We start from the raw sequence: 16,813 nt of genomic DNA on the forward strand, positions 1-16,813 counted from the left end.
TATACCCTATGATAGTTGTATAACCGCATCTTTCGGAATTAACACAAAAAAACCAGGGATAAAAAATTCATATTGTCTATTGCTCTGTTTTTTGTATTGCATAATTGTATGTGATAATTCAAAAGCGACTCATTAATAACAGATGATAAATTCATATGAATGTGGAGGATGTATGCTGCCAGGATGCTGCAAAAACGGAATTATTATCAGTAAAGTTCCTGTAATACAAGCGGGACTACATGGGGTTATGCAAACGCATTTCCCGGAGTATGAACTCACCACCTGTGGTGTTGTAGAAGAACTCACGTCACTACAACTGCGTCAGACGGAATTGGTGATTGTGGATTTAACCGGTGAATGTCATCACCCGCGCACCGTTTGTGAGCGATTCTACGCACTTCTTTCTCAATACACTGATATCCATTGGGTTTTCCTTGTGTCGCGCGCGTATTACGCGCACGCGGTCGAATTGTTGATGCGCCCCTCCAGTACGCTGCTGTCTGATGTCGAACCGATTGAAAGTCTGGTAAGTACTATCCGTTCTGGACGCAACAGCCCTGACCGAATCAGCAAAATGTTGTTGTCGCCCCCTCAGTCAGAACATCTGGAGTTTGGTTCCCACGCCATTCTCTTGACGCTTTCAGAGCGAAAAGTCCTGCGACTGCTTGGGAAAGGTTGGGGGATTAATCAGATTGCGACGCTTCTTAAAAAGAGTAACAAAACCATCAGCGCCCAAAAAAATAGCGCGATGCGCCGACTATCAATACACAGCAATGCGGGAATGTACGCATGGATTAACAGCTCTCAGGGAGCCAGAGAGCTGAATTTACCATCAGTATATGGAGAGACAGAAGAATGGAAAATAGAGACAGTACGCGAAATGTCGCACTCATAGAAAAATGTGTGATGAGTGGTATTGGTATTCAGCATTTATTTAACGCAACGTCTGATAACCAATATAATTTGCACCTCTTTTTGACGCTGGATGATTTTCAACAGGCGATGAGTACAACCGTGTTTTCAGCCATTATCCTCTCTCTTTCTTCGGTCAGAAAAGACAGACGGGTGGGGCTGTTGAGCCTGACAGAACTGGCTGAAAATTATCCCGGCATGCGTCGCCTGGTGATTGCGGATGATGATGTTGAAGCGCGTCTAATTAGCGCACTGTCGCCCTTACCGCTGGACGGTGTGCTGAACAAAGCCGCCTCGCTCCCTGTGCTGCAAGAGGCGTTATTTACCGCGCTAAGTGGCACGCGGCGGATCGGCGAGAGTAACAGTAATCTCTGGTATCTCAATCAGAGTCGTATGCTGAGTCCGACAGAGCGTGAGATTCTGCGCTTCATGTCCTACGGTTACTCAATGCCGCAAATCGCGATTGAACTGGCGCGGAATATTAAGACCATCCGGGCGCACAAGTTTAATGTGATGTCGAAACTGGGCGTCAATTCTGACGCCGGTTTACTGAATGCGGCGAATATTTTGCTTTAACTGTTGTGAAAGCAAAAAGTGGGCGATTACTGGCATACATCAACCCAGGTGGCTGAAGTCAGTTCAGCCATACGCTCTGGTGCGATACGCACTGCGCTATGTGTGGCGCCGGCTGCAGGAAGGACTTCGGTGAATGCGCGTAATGAGACATCACAATAAACAGGCAGCGGGGTTTCCAGCCCGAATGGGCACACCCCGCCAACGGGATGTCCTGTTGCGTTGACGACCTCATCACTACTCAGCATGCGCGCTTTGGCGCCGAAAGTGCTTTTGAGCTTTTTATTGTCCAGTCTTGCATCGCCTTTGGCGACAATCAGGATGATGGCGTCCTTAACCTTAAGCGAAAGGGTCTTCGCTATCTGTCCGGGTTGGACGTTATGCGCTTTTGCCGCCAGTTCAACCGTCGCGGTACTTTGATTTAATTCAATGATTTCAATATCCGGGGCATATTCGGCCAGAAATTGCCGTACCGATTGCAGACTCATTCGATTCTCCTGACTCGATTTCAACAGTCCCCAACGCTTCAGAAAACTGCTGGCGTAATTTGGCATAAGTCGTCCTGTACTGTAAATATTTTAATGTAACAAACCAGCAACATGGGCGATTTATCGATCCTCTTCACATTCACGGAAACCGGTTACCGTAACCGGTTGCAGTCCGTGAAAGAGCGATTAATACTGGAGCTGTCACTTCCTCTGTATCACATAAAAAGAGCCACTTATGAAATCTACCAACCATGCAGTCTTTAATGTGATTTTCCGGTTTGTTGAAAACTATGTCAGCCCGATTGCCGGGCGCATTTCTTCACAACGTCATGTTATGGCTATCCGTGACGGCTTTATCTCCGCAATGCCATTTATGATTGTCGGATCGTTTCTGTTGGTATTTGCCTATCCTCCGTTTTCGCCCGATACCACCTGGGGCTTTGCCCGGACATGGCTGGATCTGGCAAAGCAGTTTGAAGGGCAGATCCTGACCCCCTTTGATATGACTATGGGGATCATGTCGATCTATATCTGTGCCGCCATTGCCTATAACCTGGGTAAACATTACGTCAAGTCACATCAATTGGATCCGTTCATGTGTGCCATGCTCTCAGTCATGGCGTTTTTACTGGTTGCCGCGCCCAAAACAAAAGGCACTTTGCCTGTGGACAGCCTCGGCGGAACGGGGATTTTTACGGCAATTCTGGTGGCGATTTACTGCGTAGAAATGATGCGCTTTCTGAAAGCGCATAACATCGGCATTCGTTTACCCGATCAGGTCCCGCCGATGATCAAAAACTCATTCGATCTGTTGATACCGGTGCTGGTGGTGGTGCTGACGTTGTACCCGCTCAGCCTGCTGATTCAGGCACAGTTCGACATGCTCATCCCGCAAGCTATTATGTCCATCTTCAAACCACTGGTATCAGCTGCCGATTCTCTGCCAGCGATTTTACTGGCGGTACTGATTGGCCATCTGTTGTGGTTTGCCGGTATTCACGGTGCGGCGATTGTCTCCGGGATGCTGCAAATGTTCTGGCTGACTAACCTTGGTATGAACCAGACTGCGCTGGCGCAGGGCGCACCATTACCGCATATTTTCATGGAGGCATTCTGGACGTTCTTCATTGTGATTGGCGGGTCGGGTGCGACGATGGGTCTGGTGATTTGCTATTTGCGCAGTCGTTCCGTGCATCTGCGTTCAATAGGTCGACTGAGCGTAGTACCCAGTATCTTTAACATTAACGAGCCGGTGATTTTCGGTACGCCGATTGTTATGAACCCGGTGTTTTTTATTCCTTTCCTGTTGGCGCCGATGGTGAACGCCGTGCTGGCATGGGCGGCGATGAAACTGGATCTGATTGGTCGCGTGATCTCGGTGGTTCCGTGGACCGCGCCAGCGCCAGTCGGAGCCGCGTGGGCATTAGGCTGGGATTATCGTGCCGCGATTCTGGTGGTTCTTCTGGCAATGGTGTCGGCAATCATCTACTTCCCGTTCTTTAAAGTGTACGAGAAGCAACTGCTGGAACAAGAAGCGGAAGAGGCGCAACGCTCAGACGCGGAAAACGAACAGATTGCGTAGTCATCAGCAGGGGGCGAATGCTCCCTGCTTACTTGAGTGTACAGTCACCGCACTGCTGAACGTCCGGCAGACGATAACGCTGACAGCATGTTCTGCGTACCAGAATTCCTTCACGAGGGACGACCGTGCGCCAGAGAGGGTTGTCAGCCCCGCAGGACAACTGCTTTTCAAAGAAGCAGGCCTGGCGCAGCGAATTCAGCAACGCTTCACCCAGCAACGGTTTCATCTCCGTAAGATACCAGTTAATCAGATAGCCGGTATTGCTCCAGATAAGTTTGCCGTTGATCTCTCCGGTCGCCTCAAGCGCCTGAATGACCGGGGTAAGCGCCTGCTTAACCAGCGTTTCCATTCGTACCTGAGGGGATTGTATTGTCGCCAGTTGATCCTGATGCACGTCAATCCAGAAGCACGCAGCGCGCCCCGTTTCGTGAAACTCAACATGGATATGTTCAGGAGAGACATCAATTGCTGTTTTCTGCGTGAGCAGGGCAAGTATCAGTGGAGGCACCATCAGACCTATGTACCACTGTGCCCACAACGAGATGAGCGGCTTATTTTCGCGCAGTTGTGTGGGATGGTTACGATAAATATGATCGGAGTAAATTGCCAGCAAAGACTGAAGCTCGCTGGGGCGACGCCATTGTGCCAGCGTCATCGCACTCTGCGGTGCGGGTTCATCAAGACGGATAAAATCCAGCAGATGCTCACGCGTCTGGGCTAGGGTTGCACGCACGGCTTCAGCTAGCGTGGGCATCTGTGGGTTGAGATGCGTTCGCCAGATGACATCGTCAATGATCGGTGCGGAACGATAGGCCATAAGTTGGATAGTAATCTAAATGATAATGATTGCTAATCCTAGCGATAGGCATGATCGATAGCAAGATCTTTGTCAGTCTGGCGTTTAACGGCGCACGAATGCGCACAGTTCGTCAGGCGATACCCGGATCGCCACTGACTAAAATATGGTTACGCCCCAGATCCTTAGCTTTATAGAGCGCCCGATCGGCATGAAGAATCGCCTTTTCGACATCTCTTTCCACCAGAGGCGCAATACCGATACTGATCGTGACGTGAGTTGCGACGCGCTCATTGAACATATGGGGAATTTTGAGATCGTATACATGCTGTCGAATGCGTTCCGCCGCCTCGCGGGCTGTGTGTGGATCGCTCGCCGTCAGTAACACCATAAACTCTTCACCGCCAAATCGGGCAACGACATCACGTGAACGCACGGCGTTGCGGATCGCAGCGGAAACGCGGATCAGCGCCTGATCGCCCATCATATGCCCATAGTGATCGTTGTAGGCTTTGAAATGGTCGATGTCGATGAGCAAAACGTAATGCTCATGCGTGTCCAGTTCCAGCACGGTTTTCAGCTTATGCTCGAGTCCACGTCGATTGTACAAACCCGTTAATGGATCAAGCATACTCAGATCAGTCAGCGTCTCTTTTTCGGCGAGCAGTTTGAACATCAATTGCTGGGCAAAGTCGTCATAGCGCTTTTGAATCACATGTTGTATCGCAATACCGACCATGGGCAGGGCCATAAAAAATAGCAACCGAAGGCCGTGTTCGTTGCCGTTTAGCCATAAACAGGCTAATAAGGATGGCAACGAATGAAGCGTGAATGTGATGATATTATTGGCAAAAGCAATTGAACCAATAAATAACACCGTCAGAAGTGCCATCAGCAAAAAAGAAGCGTCAGGATTGTGCTGAGCCAGATATTTTAGCGTAATGTGCGCGGCCCATAATCCACCAAAGAGTATCGAGATGGCATGGAGATTAATCCGTTTCTTCGCATACCTTACATGCCATGTCAGTAACGCAGTGCTCAGCACAAGGATGAGGAATCCTGGTGTGGAGATGGTTTTACTGGGATAGATCGGAAAGGCTACGGCAAACAACGCGGAAATGGCGTTGAGAAACAAAAAAAGTCGCAGGGAGAGTTGATATTTTTTAGTACGCAGAGTTTGCCAGGATTGTGCAGTCATATCTTAACGTCATTATTTATCTAACAATTACACTGTTCAGGTCACACAAATAATGGGCGAGAAGATGCTCGCTTAAAATCAGATTATTGTGTCTTTACGTTTACCGCTGTGCAATTTATCACCTTAAATAATTCATGTCATCATTGCTTAAGTAAAGCTTATGGGAATGGTGTATGAGCTACTGACAAATGAGAAAACTTATCATATGATATTGGTTATCATTATCAGTGTGAGAGGTGAAACCATGTTGCAACGGGCGCTGGGCAGCGGTTGGGGAGTTCTGCTGCCGGGGATCGTGATTGCCGGGCTGGCGTTTGCCGATCTTTCTCTCGGGGCATGGAAGACCATTATTGTATTCGGATTGCTGCTGACGCCAGCGATGCTCTATCACAAACAATTACGGCACTTTGTGCTGTTACCATCATGTGTGGTGTTGATCGGCGGAATAATGCTGGTGATGATGAACTGGAATCAGGGATGAATAATCGCAAACGCTCAGGAGAGGAAGATAAGATAATTGGTGCGAGGGGGGGGACTTGAACCCCCACGTCCGTAAGGACACTAACACCTGAAGCTAGCGCGTCTACCAATTCCGCCACCTTCGCACAGTCATCTTACTTTGCTGATATCGCCTCGTTGGTGCGAGGGGGGGGACTTGAACCCCCACGTCCGTAAGAACACTAACACCTGAAGCTAGCGCGTCTACCAATTCCGCCACCTTCGCCCAGTGCGAGCAATATCAACGTGGTTTATGGTGCGAGGGGGGGGACTTGAACCCCCACGTCCGTAAGGACACTAACACCTGAAGCTAGCGCGTCTACCAATTCCGCCACCTTCGCATACCATCGATTCTTAAAAAGAATCGCTACCACGGAGGCGCATTCTAGTGGTTTTCAGCTTTTCGTCAATAGTTAATTACGTGGGATAGCGGTGATTGCTGCAAAAACGGCCATTCGCATGGCCGTTCAGACTGCTGACAAAGAAGGAAAAAACGTGGTTTTTCCTTCTTTAAGGTTATCAGCCGAAAATCAATGAGTTGATTTTCCTTGTTTTCAATGAGGTGAACTCTGCTTGTCCGGTATCGGGATGAGGTTGGTCATCCCTCTCAACGGCCATTTGCATGGCCGTTATCGTGCTATCACGCTTTTTTCGCCTGGCGGGTCATGATCGTGCGATACACTTTGAAGCGTCCGGTCTGGGCAATAACCTCGTGGAAGCCAAAGGTCTCATCCAGTACCTGCGGATACGGCAGGAAGGCGTTAGCGACAATGCGCAGCTCGCCGCCGCTGTTCAGGTGACGGACGGCACCGCGAATCAGAGATTGCGTGGCATCAAGGCTGGTTTGCATTCCGTCATGGAACGGGGGGTTCGAGATGATCATATCAAAGCGCCCCGTCACTTCAGAGAAGACGTTGCTGGCAAAGACTTCGCCCTCAATGCCGTTCGCCGCGAGGGTTGCTCGACTGGCTTCAACTGCTGGCGCGGCGACGTCGCAGAGCGTTAAACGCACTTTCGGCGAGTGGCTGGCAAGCGCGGCAGAAAGCACGCCTGCGCCACAGCCGACGTCCAGCACTTTGCCTTTGGTGTGCGGCGTCAGGGTGGAGAGCAGCAACTGGCTGCCACTATCCAGACCATCGCGGCTGAAGACACCAGGCAGGGTTTTGATCGTCAGCCCGTCAACGTTGTACTCGCCCCAGAATTTATTAGCATCAAACGTCGGCTGCGTTTCCAGACGTCCGTGATAAAGCCCGCAACGACGTGCGCTGTCGATTTTGTTCAGCGGTGCGTATTCCGCCAGCATTTGCTCGGCGCTACGTACGCCACTGCGGTTTTCACCGACTACAAAAATGTCGGTTCCCACGGGAAGCAGTGACAGAATGTTCATCAACTGGAACTGCGCTTCCGGTTTGTTTTTCGGCCAGTAGTAGATCAAGGTGTCGCAGTCGACAACGTCTTCCGCTTGCGCGACAAGACTAAAGCGCGCGTTGTTGCCCATCTGGCGGCTCAGTGCCTGCCAGTGGTGAAACTGTTGTGTATGCACGCGGCGGCCTGCACTTTCAAAACGCGCGGGCAGGTCATCCTGCAAGTCTCCGGCAAACAGAATACGGCTTTGTTCGAAATCATCACTGTGGCGCAGCAAGACTTCACTTGCCGGGGTAAAAGCAGACATGGAAAACTCCTTAATTCATACAGCGGGCGATTATAGACGTTTGATGGCGTCTATTCGACTAATTTGCTATATTTGCGCCCCTGGATACAGGAGCGATTCGCTATGACAACCCGACGAGACTGGCAGTTACAACAGCTGGGCATTACCCAGTGGTCGCTGCGTCGCCCCGGCGCGTTGCAGGGAGAGATCGCGATTTCTATTCCTGCACACGTTCGTCTGGTGATGATCGGTGAAACACTGCCGCCGCTGACTGAACCTCTGGTCAGTGACATTCTGCGTGCATTAATGCTGAGCCCCGATCAGGTTTTGCAGGTGACGCCCGAACGCGTCGCAATGTTGCCGCAGGGCAGCCGTTGCAACAGCTGGAAGATGGGAACAGATGCGCCGCTGTTACTGGAAGGTGCGCAGGTTGCAACGCCGGCATTTGATGAATTGCGGGCAAACCCAGCGGCACGCGCCGCACTATGGCAACAAATCTGCACACATGAACACGATTTCTTCCCTCAGTCAGAGTGATTTACCCGCCGCGTTTCAGATTGAAAAGCGCGCCCATGCGTTTCCCTGGAGTGAGCACACGTTTGCCAGTAATCAGGGGGAGCGTTACCTCAACTATCAATTGACGGTAGAGGGGCGAATGGCGGCGTTTGCCATTACCCAGGTCGTGCTGGATGAAGCTACGCTGTTCAACATTGCCGTTGATCCCGACTTTCAACGCCGGGGATTAGGGAAAGCGCTGTTGGAATATCTCATTGATGAATTAGAAAAACGCGGCGTCCTGACGCTGTGGCTGGAGGTTCGCGCTTCCAACGTTGCCGCCATCGCACTGTACGAAAGCTTAGGCTTTAACGAGGCAACGATTCGCCGCAATTATTATCCGACCGCTGACGGTCGCGAGGACGCCATCATAATGGCACTGCCAATCAGTATGTAAAAGAAGGTGTAATGATGAAGTGGGACTGGATTTTCTTTGATGCCGACGAAACGCTGTTCACGTTTGACTCGTTTACTGGCTTACAGCGGATGTTTCTCGACTACAGCATCACCTTTACCGCTGAAGATTTTCAGGACTACCAGGCCGTGAATAAACCGTTGTGGGTGGATTATCAGAACGGCGCGATCACCTCATTACAGCTTCAGCATGCCCGCTTCCAGAGCTGGGCAGAACGGTTAAAGGTTGAGCCAGGCTCGCTTAACGATGCCTTTATGAACGCGATGGCCGAAATTTGCGCGCCGCTGCCGGGAGCCGTTTCGCTGCTCAATGCGATTCGCGGCAAAGCCAAAATTGGCATTATTACCAATGGTTTTACTTCCCTGCAGCAGATCCGCCTTGAGCGCACGGGACTTCGCGACTACTTTGATTTACTTGTCATTTCCGAAGAAGTAGGCGTGGCGAAGCCGGATCCGAAGATTTTTGATTACGCCCTGGCGCAGGCGGGCAATCCCGATCGCGATCGGGTGTTGATGGTAGGGGATACCGCCGCGTCCGATATTCTCGGTGGCATCAACGCCGGGCTTTCTACATGCTGGCTGAATGCGCATCATCGCGAGCAGCCGGAAGGCATCGAGCCAACCTGGACCGTATCGTCATTACACGAACTGGAGCAGCTCCTGTGTAAACACTGATTGCCTCCCCCCCGCTGATGGGTAAAATAGCCGCAATTTTTCGTATTTAACATGCGCGGCGCGATGCCGCGTTTACTCAAGAAGAATGAACTATGACGTTGTCTCCTTATTTGCAGGAGGTGGCCAAGCGCCGCACTTTTGCCATTATTTCTCACCCGGATGCCGGTAAAACGACCATCACAGAGAAGGTATTGCTGTTCGGACAGGCGATTCAGACTGCCGGTACGGTAAAAGGCCGTGGTTCCAGCCAGCATGCGAAATCGGACTGGATGGAAATGGAAAAGCAGCGTGGGATCTCCATAACCACCTCCGTCATGCAGTTTCCGTATCATAACTGTCTGGTTAATCTGCTGGACACCCCGGGGCACGAAGACTTCTCCGAAGATACCTACCGTACCCTGACGGCAGTGGACTGCTGTCTGATGGTGATCGATGCCGCGAAAGGCGTCGAGGATCGTACCCGTAAGCTGATGGAAGTGACCCGTCTGCGTGATACGCCGATCCTGACCTTTATGAACAAACTCGACCGCGACATCCGTGATCCGATGGAGTTGCTGGACGAAGTGGAGAACGAGCTGAAAATCGGCTGTGCGCCGATCACCTGGCCAATTGGCTGCGGCAAGCTGTTCAAAGGCGTTTACCACCTCTATAAAGATGAAACCTATCTGTATCAGACGGGTAAAGGCCACACCATCCAGGAAGTGCGCATTGTTAAAGGTCTGGATAACCCGGATCTCGACGCGGCCGTTGGTGAAGATCTGGCGCAACAGCTGCGCGATGAACTGGAACTGGTGAAGGGCGCCTCCAACGAGTTCGATAAAGAGCTGTTCCTGGCGGGCGAAATTACCCCGGTCTTCTTTGGTACCGCACTGGGTAACTTCGGCGTCGACCATATGCTGGATGGTCTGGTGGAATGGGCGCCTGCGCCAATGCCGCGCAAGACCGATACGCGTGTTGTGGAAGCGGAAGAAGAGAAGTTCACCGGCTTCGTCTTTAAAATTCAGGCCAACATGGATCCGAAACACCGTGACCGCGTGGCATTTATGCGTGTTGTCTCCGGCAAGTACGAAAAAGGCATGAAAATGCGTCAGGTCCGTATCGGCAAAGACGTGGTGATCTCTGACGCGCTGACCTTTATGGCCGGTGACCGTTCGCATGTGGAAGAGGCTTACCCGGGTGATATTCTCGGTCTGCACAACCACGGCACTATCCAGATCGGCGATACCTTCACTCAGGGTGAAATGATGAAGTTCACTGGTATTCCGAACTTCGCGCCGGAGCTGTTTCGTCGTATTCGCCTGAAAGATCCACTGAAGCAGAAACAGTTGCTAAAGGGTCTGGTACAGCTTTCCGAAGAAGGTGCGGTCCAGGTGTTCCGTCCGATCGCCAATAACGATCTGATCGTGGGCGCGGTCGGGGTGCTGCAGTTCGACGTGGTTGTTGCCCGTCTGAAGAGCGAGTACAACGTTGAAGCCATTTATGAGTCTGTCAACGTGGCGACGGCACGCTGGGTGGAATGCGCTGATGCGAAGAAATTCGAAGAGTTTAAGCGTAAGAACGAAGTACAGCTGGCGCTTGATGGCGGCGATAACCTGACCTATATCGCACCGACGATGGTGAACCTTAACCTGACGCAAGAGCGTTATCCTGACGTACAGTTCCGCAAGACGCGCGAACACTAATTTACCCCTTCAGGGCGCGGCTGCCGCTGCGCCCTGCGACTTTTCCTGCCTTATTAGCCCTTTGCGGAATGTTCTTAAATCCCTCTGTTTTGCTTATGACAGCCTGTTTTTTGCGCAAATCGCCGCGCTTTTTCAAAATTGTGATCTATATTTAACAAAGTGATGACATAAACATTGGCTTTAAATACCGTTCAATGCGTGAATTTAAGTGCTTAAAGCTAATGTCTATTGTAGCCACGATATTAATAACTGACTCAGAGAGACATCTGTCAGCGCATCATCATCACTTTTTGTGTTTTGTGATTGTGACCGCCGCCATTGACTTCTGAGCTGGGTGAATTTTCACCATATTCAGCAATGCAACCTTATGTTGCCTGAGCTCAAATTATGAGCAAACCATACAGGAATAAATCGATGACTATGACAAGACTGAAGATTTCTAAAACTCTGCTGGCCGTGATGTTGACTTCCGCTGTGGCAACGGGTTCTGCGTATGCAGAAAACACTACCATGGATAAAGCGCAATCCGGTGTCGAAAGTGCAGGGCAGAAAGTCGATAGCTCTATGAATAAAGTCGGTAATTTCATGGATGACAGCGCCATCACTGCGAAAGTAAAAGCGGCACTGGTGGATCATGAAAGCATTAAGAGCACCGATATCTCCGTCAAAACCGATCAGAAAGTCGTGACGCTGAGCGGCTTTGTTGAAAGCCAGGCGCAGGCGGAAGAAGCCGTGACCGTGGCAAAAGGTGTTGAAGGCGTGACCTCTGTTAGCGACAAACTCCACGTGCGCGACAGTAAATCAGACTCCGTGAAAGGCTATGCCGGCGATGCGGCAACAACCAGCGAGATCAAAGCGAAACTGCTGGCAGATGACATCGTCCCTTCCCGCAAAGTGAAAGTTGAAACGACCGATGGTGTGGTCCAGCTTTCCGGCACCGTGGATTCTCAGGCGCAAATCGAGCGCGCTGAGAGTATCGCAAAAGCCGTTGATGGCGTAAAAAGCGTCAAAAACGATCTGAAAGCGCAGTAAGTCTTCGTTTTCTCCTCCGGCCCGGGTCGGAGGACGTCATGAGCATTACATAAACAATAGCGTGAATGAGCTGCCTGAGCGCTCATATCAAGCGGTCGACATTAACTATGGTAAAGGAGAAGCGTATGTTTCGTTGGGGCATTATATTTCTGGTTATCGCGTTAATTGCCGCCGCACTGGGATTTGGTGGACTGGCCGGTACCGCAGCGGGCGCGGCGAAAATTGTTTTCGTCGTCGGGATTATTCTCTTCCTGGTCAGCCTGTTTACAGGGCGTAAGCGGCCCTAGCGCGTAAACTGTGCAATGATTTTGCTGTCAAGCCGGTCCAGTGGACTGGCTTTTTCGGTTTTAGCCGCCGCCTATTTGCGTTATTTTGGCACATTACGTAATAAGAAACAGGAAGGCAGAGGTGGGGCAGCGTATACCCGTCACGCTCGGCAATATTGCGCCGTTGTCATTAAGAACGTTCAAACCGGGTCGCCTGGCGCTGGTCTGCGAGGGCGGCGGGCAGCGCGGCATCTTTACGGCAGGTGTGCTGGACGAGTTCATGCGCGCGCAGTTTAATCCGTTCGATCTCTATTACGGCACCTCCGCGGGAGCGCAAAATCTGTCAGCCTATCTGTGCAATCAGCCCGGCTACGGGCGCAAAGTGATTATGCGCTATACCACCAAACGGGAATTCTTTGACCCGGTACGCTTTGTGCGCGGCGGGAATCTGATCGATCTCGACTGGCTGGTAGAGTCCACGGCCAGCCAGATGCCATTGCAGATGGATACCGCTTCGCGCCTGTTCGAAACGGGGAAATCGTTTTACATGTGCGCCTGTCGGGGTGATGACTATACGCCGAACTATTTCTCTCCCAATACGCAAAACTGGCTCGATCTGATCCGGGCGTCCAGCGCAATCCCGGGGTTCTATCGTAGCGGTGTGTCGCTGGAAGGGACCAATTACCTGGATGGCGGGATCAGCGATGCAATTCCGGTGCGTGAGGCCGTGAAGCAGGGAGCGAAAACGCTGGTGGTGATTCGGACAGTGCCTTCGCAAATGTATTACACCCCGCAGTGGTTCAAGCGGATGGAGCGCTGGCTGGGCGAAAGCAGCCTGCAGCCGCTGGTCAATCTGGTTCAGCACCACGAAGCCAGCTATACGGAAATTCAGCGATTTATTGAAAAACCGCCGGGCAAGCTGAAGATCTTTGAAATCTTTCCGCCGAAGCCGCTGAAAAGCATGGCGCTGGGAAGTCGTATTCCAGCCCTGCGGGAAGACTATAAAATAGGCCGACTGTGTGGGCGCTATTTCCTGGCGACCGTGGGAAAACTGCTGGCAGCGGAGCCACCGTTATCACGCCACCTGTCGCCGATCGTCACGCCGACGCCGGTGGTGGTTCCGCCAGCACCGGTAGCCAACGATGCCCATGTGACGCCGGTGAGCGATGCGCCGCAGGCTAACGATACGACATTCAGCAATGAGGATCTGGCGTGAGTTTTCGCTTTATCGACACCCACTGTCACTTTGACTTTCCACCATTTACCGGGGATGAAACTCACAGCCTGCAACTCGCGAGCGAGGCAGGCGTTGAGAAGATCATCATTCCGGCCACCGCAGCGGAAAACTTTACCCGCGTGCAGGCGCTGGCGGAACGCTTTTCTCCGTTATATGCCGCGTTGGGACTGCATCCCATCGTGATTGAGCAACATACCGATGAGGATCTTGCGCGTTTGCAACAGACGCTGGAGACACGCCCGACAAAAGTGATCGCCATTGGCGAGATCGGACTGGATCGCTATCGCGACGATCCGCAGTTTGCGAAGCAGGAGCGGTTTCTGGAAGTACAGCTGCGGTTAGCAAAACGCTACGATTTGCCGGTGATCCTGCATTCCCGACGTACGCATGACACGCTGGCGATGCATCTTAAGCGCCAGGACCTGCCGCGAACCGGTGTGGTTCACGGTTTCGCTGGCAGCCTGCAACAGGCGGAACGTTTTGTGCAACTGGGTTATAAAATCGGCGTGGGCGGGACGATTACCTACCCGCGTGCCAGTAAAACGCGCGACGTCATGGCACAACTGCCGCTGGAGGCGCTGTTGCTGGAGACCGACGCGCCGGATATGCCACTGAATGGTTTTCAGGGTCAGCCAAATCGTCCGGAACAGGCGGCGAGAGTATTCGATGTGTTATGCGAACTGCGCGCGGAGCCTGCGGAGGCGATCGCTGAGGCGCTGTATCGCAATACGATATTGTTATTTCGTCTAGAGGTATAATGCAGGGAAGATAAGCTTAGTCACCCCGCGTTCCTGTAACGCCTTTGCCAGCGTCTCCACCTCTTGTGGCGTTGCGCTCGGCCATGTTTTTGCCTCACCATACACCCCGTGCGCGTGAAAGGCATTCAGCCGGAGCGGGATATTTCCCAGTTGTATGATGAACGCGGCGAGTGAATCAATGTGCTGAAGATAATCGACCTGTCCTGGGATGACCAGCAGGCGCAGTTCTGCCAACTTTCCACACTGCGCCAATAGCGAAATGCTGCGCTTGATCTGCGCGTTATCCCGGCCAGTGAGTGCAATGTGGCGCTCGCTATCCCAGGCTTTGAGATCGAGCATCACGCCATCGCACACCGGGAGCAATTTCTGCCAGCCGGTTTCGCTCAACAGCCCATTACTATCGACCAGACAGGTCAGCGACTGGAGCTGCGGATCGGCCTTGATAGCCGTAAACAAATCCACAACGAAAGGCAACTGCGTTGTGGCTTCGCCGCCGCTGACGGTGATCCCCTCAATGAACAATGACGCTTTGCGGATCTGGCGCAACACCTCGTCAACGCTCATCGTTTGCGCCATCGGCGTTGCCTGTTGGGGACACATCTGCAAACAGGTGTCACATTGTTCGCAGACATCGGCCTGCCAGGTAACATTCCCGGTGCGGAAACTCAACGCCTGATGCGGGCACCGTGGGACGCATTCGCCGCAGTCGTTGCAGCGTCCCATTGTCCACGGGTTGTGGCAAGTCTTACAGCGCAGATTGCACCCTTGCAGAAAGAGGGCCAGACGACTGCCCGGCCCATCCACACAAGAGAACGGTATAACTTTACTTACTGAAGCGCATCTGCTGTTCATGGCTCACGACACGAGGTTGGCGTTCCAGAATATGCGTATTGCGTGCGGCCTCTTCCCCCAGCCAGGTGGTATTGGTCCGCGAGCCTTCGGCACGGTATTTTTCCAGATCCGACAGGCGCACCATGTACCCGGTGACGCGGACCAGATCGTTGCCGCTGACGTTGGCGGTAAATTCACGCATTCCCGCTTTGAATGCGCCCAGACAGAGTTGCACCAGCGCCTGCGGGTTTCGCTTGATGGTTTCATCGAGCGTCAGAATGTCGCTGATACCGGAATGATAATGCGCGTGATGCGGTGCGACGGTTTGCAGGTGGGTGATCGGATCCGGTTCATCGCCATAGGGTAAACGTGCGCCTGGCGTGGTGCCAATATCTGAACTGATCCCCGACTGGGCGTGCAGCATGGCACGCTGCTGCCAGCCGTATTTCACCGGCGTGTTCTCAACAAAATCTGCAAGCTGGGCGCTGATGCGATAGCCCAGATCGTTCGCCGTCTCATCTTTGCCGTAGCGTGCGTTCATGCCCGCTTTTTCACACAGCAGGTTAACCGCCTCCGCCAGGCCATACATACCGAACATTGGCACAAAACGTTGTGGATCGATAAGCCCTTCCTGCACCAGGAAGCTATTCTCAAAGAAATGTGATTTCTCATAGAGGAACTCACATCGCGCATCGATGATGGCAATTTGCTGCTGACAATAGTGCGGCAGCGTGCGGTTAAAGAAGTCATAGACAGAGGTGCTGCGCTCGGCAATGGCTTTCAGATTGAGACGCACCAGCGTGCTACCGCCGCCGGCTAGCGGCAGTGAGTTGTAACAGCTGACGATGCCATAGCGACCTTTTGTGAAAATTTTATCATTTGCCGGCCCGTTGGAAATATGCGGTTTGCTGCATTCGCAGATATTTTTTGCAACCTCCAAAAGCAGATCGTCGGGAGTGATTTCCGGGTCGTAGATGAACGTCAGATTAGGTGCAACCTGCTTTAATTCAGCATCCGCGCGTAAAATGGCCCGGGTAATGGGGGTATCGGCGGGGCCAATATTGGCGTGCATAAACGCGTCAGGCAGCGTTCTGTCGAGATAACGCCAGAAACGTTTTATTCGAATATCGATCGCCTCTTGTGTTAGAATCCTAACATACGGTTGCAGCAACGTATCCAGTTGCCCCAGGTAAACCGGCATTGATGTGACGGAAGGCACGTGGTGATACAGAATGGTCAGCAAGGACAATGCATCGTCCAGATCTTTCGCCCCTTCCAGTTCCAGCCAGGCTGAACCGTTGGCCAGAAAACGCGCGTAATCGGGAAGCACATAGCGCGGTTTATACGGCGCGTGACCTTCGAACATATCGCAGATAACCCCGTCGTCCAGCGCCTGGCGCGCCCCGTCGGGCAGTGTAGGGTAAGGCAGATCGTTCTCTGCTTCCAGCGCGAGAAAATGGCGTTTTTGTTCCGGACTGAGGAGTGTGCTGGTGACGATTTGCCGGCAACGTTGTTGCAGCGAGGTTTCATGGGTCGTAGGCATCGGAGTTCCTTTATAGGGCGAAGATCATAACGATATTTTAGAAATTTGTGTTGCCGGCACTTTGATCCTGATGCGCCTGAGTGGAGAAGAAATCGACAGAAAAAGGCTATTATTTGAAGTTG

The 16,813-nt window shown here is 52.2% G+C and carries 18 protein-coding genes and 3 tRNA genes; 12 read left to right on the plus strand and 9 right to left on the minus strand.

Features of this window, described 5'->3' with window-relative positions:
- The first annotated feature begins 172 nt into the window (after positions 1 to 172).
- Together KE671_RS02405 and bglJ are read left to right on the plus strand one after the other, a co-directional pair.
- Positions 173 to 895, plus strand: a complete 723-nt coding sequence (locus tag KE671_RS02405; protein WP_206161552.1) for a helix-turn-helix transcriptional regulator — start codon at positions 173 to 175, stop codon at positions 893 to 895.
- The gene (gene bglJ / locus KE671_RS02410; protein WP_206161553.1) at positions 856 to 1,488 is read left to right on the plus strand and encodes a DNA-binding transcriptional activator BglJ; all 633 of its coding nucleotides are present in this window, start codon (positions 856 to 858) and stop codon (positions 1,486 to 1,488) included. The genes KE671_RS02405 and bglJ overlap by 40 nt, the downstream gene beginning before the upstream one ends.
- Positions 1,489 to 1,514: 26 nt before the next feature.
- Here bglJ and KE671_RS02415 read toward each other — a convergent pair whose 3' ends face one another.
- The gene (locus KE671_RS02415) at positions 1,515 to 1,973 is read right to left on the minus strand and encodes a YbaK/EbsC family protein (RefSeq protein WP_206161554.1); all 459 of its coding nucleotides are present in this window, start codon (positions 1,971 to 1,973) and stop codon (positions 1,515 to 1,517) included.
- A gap of 235 nt (positions 1,974 to 2,208) precedes the next feature.
- Here KE671_RS02415 and KE671_RS02420 point away from each other — a divergent pair, with 235 nt between their 5' ends.
- Positions 2,209 to 3,555, plus strand: coding sequence for a PTS sugar transporter subunit IIC (locus KE671_RS02420; RefSeq protein WP_206161555.1), 1,347 nt, complete (start codon positions 2,209 to 2,211; stop codon positions 3,553 to 3,555).
- Positions 3,556 to 3,583: 28 nt separating this feature from the next.
- On the opposite strand, the gene fhuF is transcribed toward KE671_RS02420, so the two are convergent.
- Positions 3,584 to 4,372 carry a siderophore-iron reductase FhuF gene (fhuF, locus tag KE671_RS02425; RefSeq protein WP_206161556.1) on the minus strand — a complete coding sequence of 263 codons (789 nt, stop codon included), beginning with the start codon at positions 4,370 to 4,372 and terminating at the stop codon, positions 3,584 to 3,586.
- Positions 4,373 to 4,484: 112 nt separating this feature from the next.
- Positions 4,485 to 5,549 carry a diguanylate cyclase gene (locus KE671_RS02430; RefSeq protein ID WP_206161557.1) on the minus strand — a complete coding sequence of 355 codons (1,065 nt, stop codon included), beginning with the start codon at positions 5,547 to 5,549 and terminating at the stop codon, positions 4,485 to 4,487.
- A 244-nt stretch (positions 5,550 to 5,793) separates the two neighbouring features.
- On the opposite strand from KE671_RS02430, the gene KE671_RS02435 reads away from it, so the two are divergent.
- Positions 5,794 to 6,030 (plus strand): DUF1435 domain-containing protein, encoded by a 237-nt coding sequence (locus KE671_RS02435; RefSeq protein WP_206161558.1) that lies wholly within the window; start codon positions 5,794 to 5,796, stop codon positions 6,028 to 6,030.
- A 37-nt stretch (positions 6,031 to 6,067) separates the two neighbouring features.
- Here the strand turns inward: KE671_RS02435 and KE671_RS02440 are convergent.
- The 4 genes from KE671_RS02440 to rsmC all read right to left on the minus strand — a co-directional run bounded on the left by KE671_RS02440 (position 6,068) and on the right by rsmC (position 7,719).
- Positions 6,068 to 6,154: transfer RNA gene (locus tag KE671_RS02440), tRNA-Leu, on the minus strand.
- A 32-nt stretch (positions 6,155 to 6,186) separates the two neighbouring features.
- Positions 6,187 to 6,273 (minus strand) — tRNA-Leu (locus KE671_RS02445).
- Between the two features lie 28 nt (positions 6,274 to 6,301).
- Positions 6,302 to 6,388, minus strand: a tRNA-Leu gene (locus tag KE671_RS02450).
- 299 nt (positions 6,389 to 6,687) lie between these two features.
- Entirely contained in the window at positions 6,688 to 7,719 is a 1,032-nt protein-coding gene (gene rsmC / locus KE671_RS02455) for a 16S rRNA (guanine(1207)-N(2))-methyltransferase RsmC (protein ID WP_206161559.1), read from the minus strand.
- A 102-nt stretch (positions 7,720 to 7,821) separates the two neighbouring features.
- Between rsmC and KE671_RS02460 the strand changes: the two genes are divergently transcribed.
- The 8 genes from KE671_RS02460 (at position 7,822) to KE671_RS02495 (ending at position 14,317) form a co-directional block, all read left to right on the plus strand.
- On the plus strand, positions 7,822 to 8,235 hold the full coding sequence (locus tag KE671_RS02460; protein WP_206161560.1) for a DNA polymerase III subunit psi: 414 nt from the start codon (positions 7,822 to 7,824) through the stop codon (positions 8,233 to 8,235).
- On the plus strand, positions 8,204 to 8,650 hold the full coding sequence (rimI, locus tag KE671_RS02465; protein WP_206161561.1) for a ribosomal protein S18-alanine N-acetyltransferase: 447 nt from the start codon (positions 8,204 to 8,206) through the stop codon (positions 8,648 to 8,650). The genes KE671_RS02460 and rimI overlap by 32 nt, the downstream gene beginning before the upstream one ends.
- A 14-nt stretch (positions 8,651 to 8,664) precedes the next feature.
- A complete protein-coding gene (gene yjjG / locus KE671_RS02470; RefSeq protein ID WP_061077931.1) occupies positions 8,665 to 9,342 on the plus strand; it encodes a pyrimidine 5'-nucleotidase in 678 nt (225 codons plus the stop codon).
- A 92-nt stretch (positions 9,343 to 9,434) separates the two neighbouring features.
- Complete coding sequence (gene prfC / locus KE671_RS02475) at positions 9,435 to 11,024, plus strand: peptide chain release factor 3 (RefSeq protein ID WP_044327055.1); 1,590 nt, start codon at positions 9,435 to 9,437, stop codon at positions 11,022 to 11,024.
- Between the two features lie 414 nt (positions 11,025 to 11,438).
- Positions 11,439 to 12,056: a molecular chaperone OsmY gene (gene osmY, locus KE671_RS02480; RefSeq protein WP_206161562.1), complete on the plus strand. Its 618-nt coding sequence runs from the start codon at positions 11,439 to 11,441 to the stop codon at positions 12,054 to 12,056.
- Positions 12,057 to 12,181: 125 nt separating this feature from the next.
- The gene (locus tag KE671_RS02485; protein ID WP_003019081.1) at positions 12,182 to 12,343 is read left to right on the plus strand and encodes a DUF1328 domain-containing protein; all 162 of its coding nucleotides are present in this window, start codon (positions 12,182 to 12,184) and stop codon (positions 12,341 to 12,343) included.
- Positions 12,344 to 12,464: 121 nt separating this feature from the next.
- Positions 12,465 to 13,538 carry a patatin-like phospholipase family protein gene (locus tag KE671_RS02490; RefSeq protein ID WP_206161563.1) on the plus strand — a complete coding sequence of 358 codons (1,074 nt, stop codon included), beginning with the start codon at positions 12,465 to 12,467 and terminating at the stop codon, positions 13,536 to 13,538.
- Positions 13,535 to 14,317, plus strand: coding sequence for a metal-dependent hydrolase (locus KE671_RS02495; protein ID WP_206161564.1), 783 nt, complete (start codon positions 13,535 to 13,537; stop codon positions 14,315 to 14,317). Before KE671_RS02490 ends, KE671_RS02495 begins: the two co-directional genes overlap by 4 nt.
- Here KE671_RS02495 and KE671_RS02500 read toward each other — a convergent pair.
- Together KE671_RS02500 and KE671_RS02505 are read right to left on the minus strand one after the other, a co-directional pair.
- Positions 14,306 to 15,169: a YjjW family glycine radical enzyme activase gene (locus KE671_RS02500; RefSeq protein WP_206161565.1), complete on the minus strand. Its 864-nt coding sequence runs from the start codon at positions 15,167 to 15,169 to the stop codon at positions 14,306 to 14,308. The two genes, KE671_RS02495 and KE671_RS02500, sit on opposite strands and share 12 nt — an antisense overlap.
- Entirely contained in the window at positions 15,141 to 16,691 is a 1,551-nt protein-coding gene (locus KE671_RS02505; protein ID WP_206161566.1) for a YjjI family glycine radical enzyme, read from the minus strand. The genes KE671_RS02500 and KE671_RS02505 overlap by 29 nt, the downstream gene beginning before the upstream one ends.
- Positions 16,692 to 16,813: the final 122 nt, after the last annotated feature.

It is taken from the genome of Citrobacter amalonaticus, assembly GCF_018252635.1.
In the GTDB taxonomy this organism is placed as follows: domain Bacteria; phylum Pseudomonadota; class Gammaproteobacteria; order Enterobacterales; family Enterobacteriaceae; genus Citrobacter_A; species Citrobacter_A amalonaticus_E.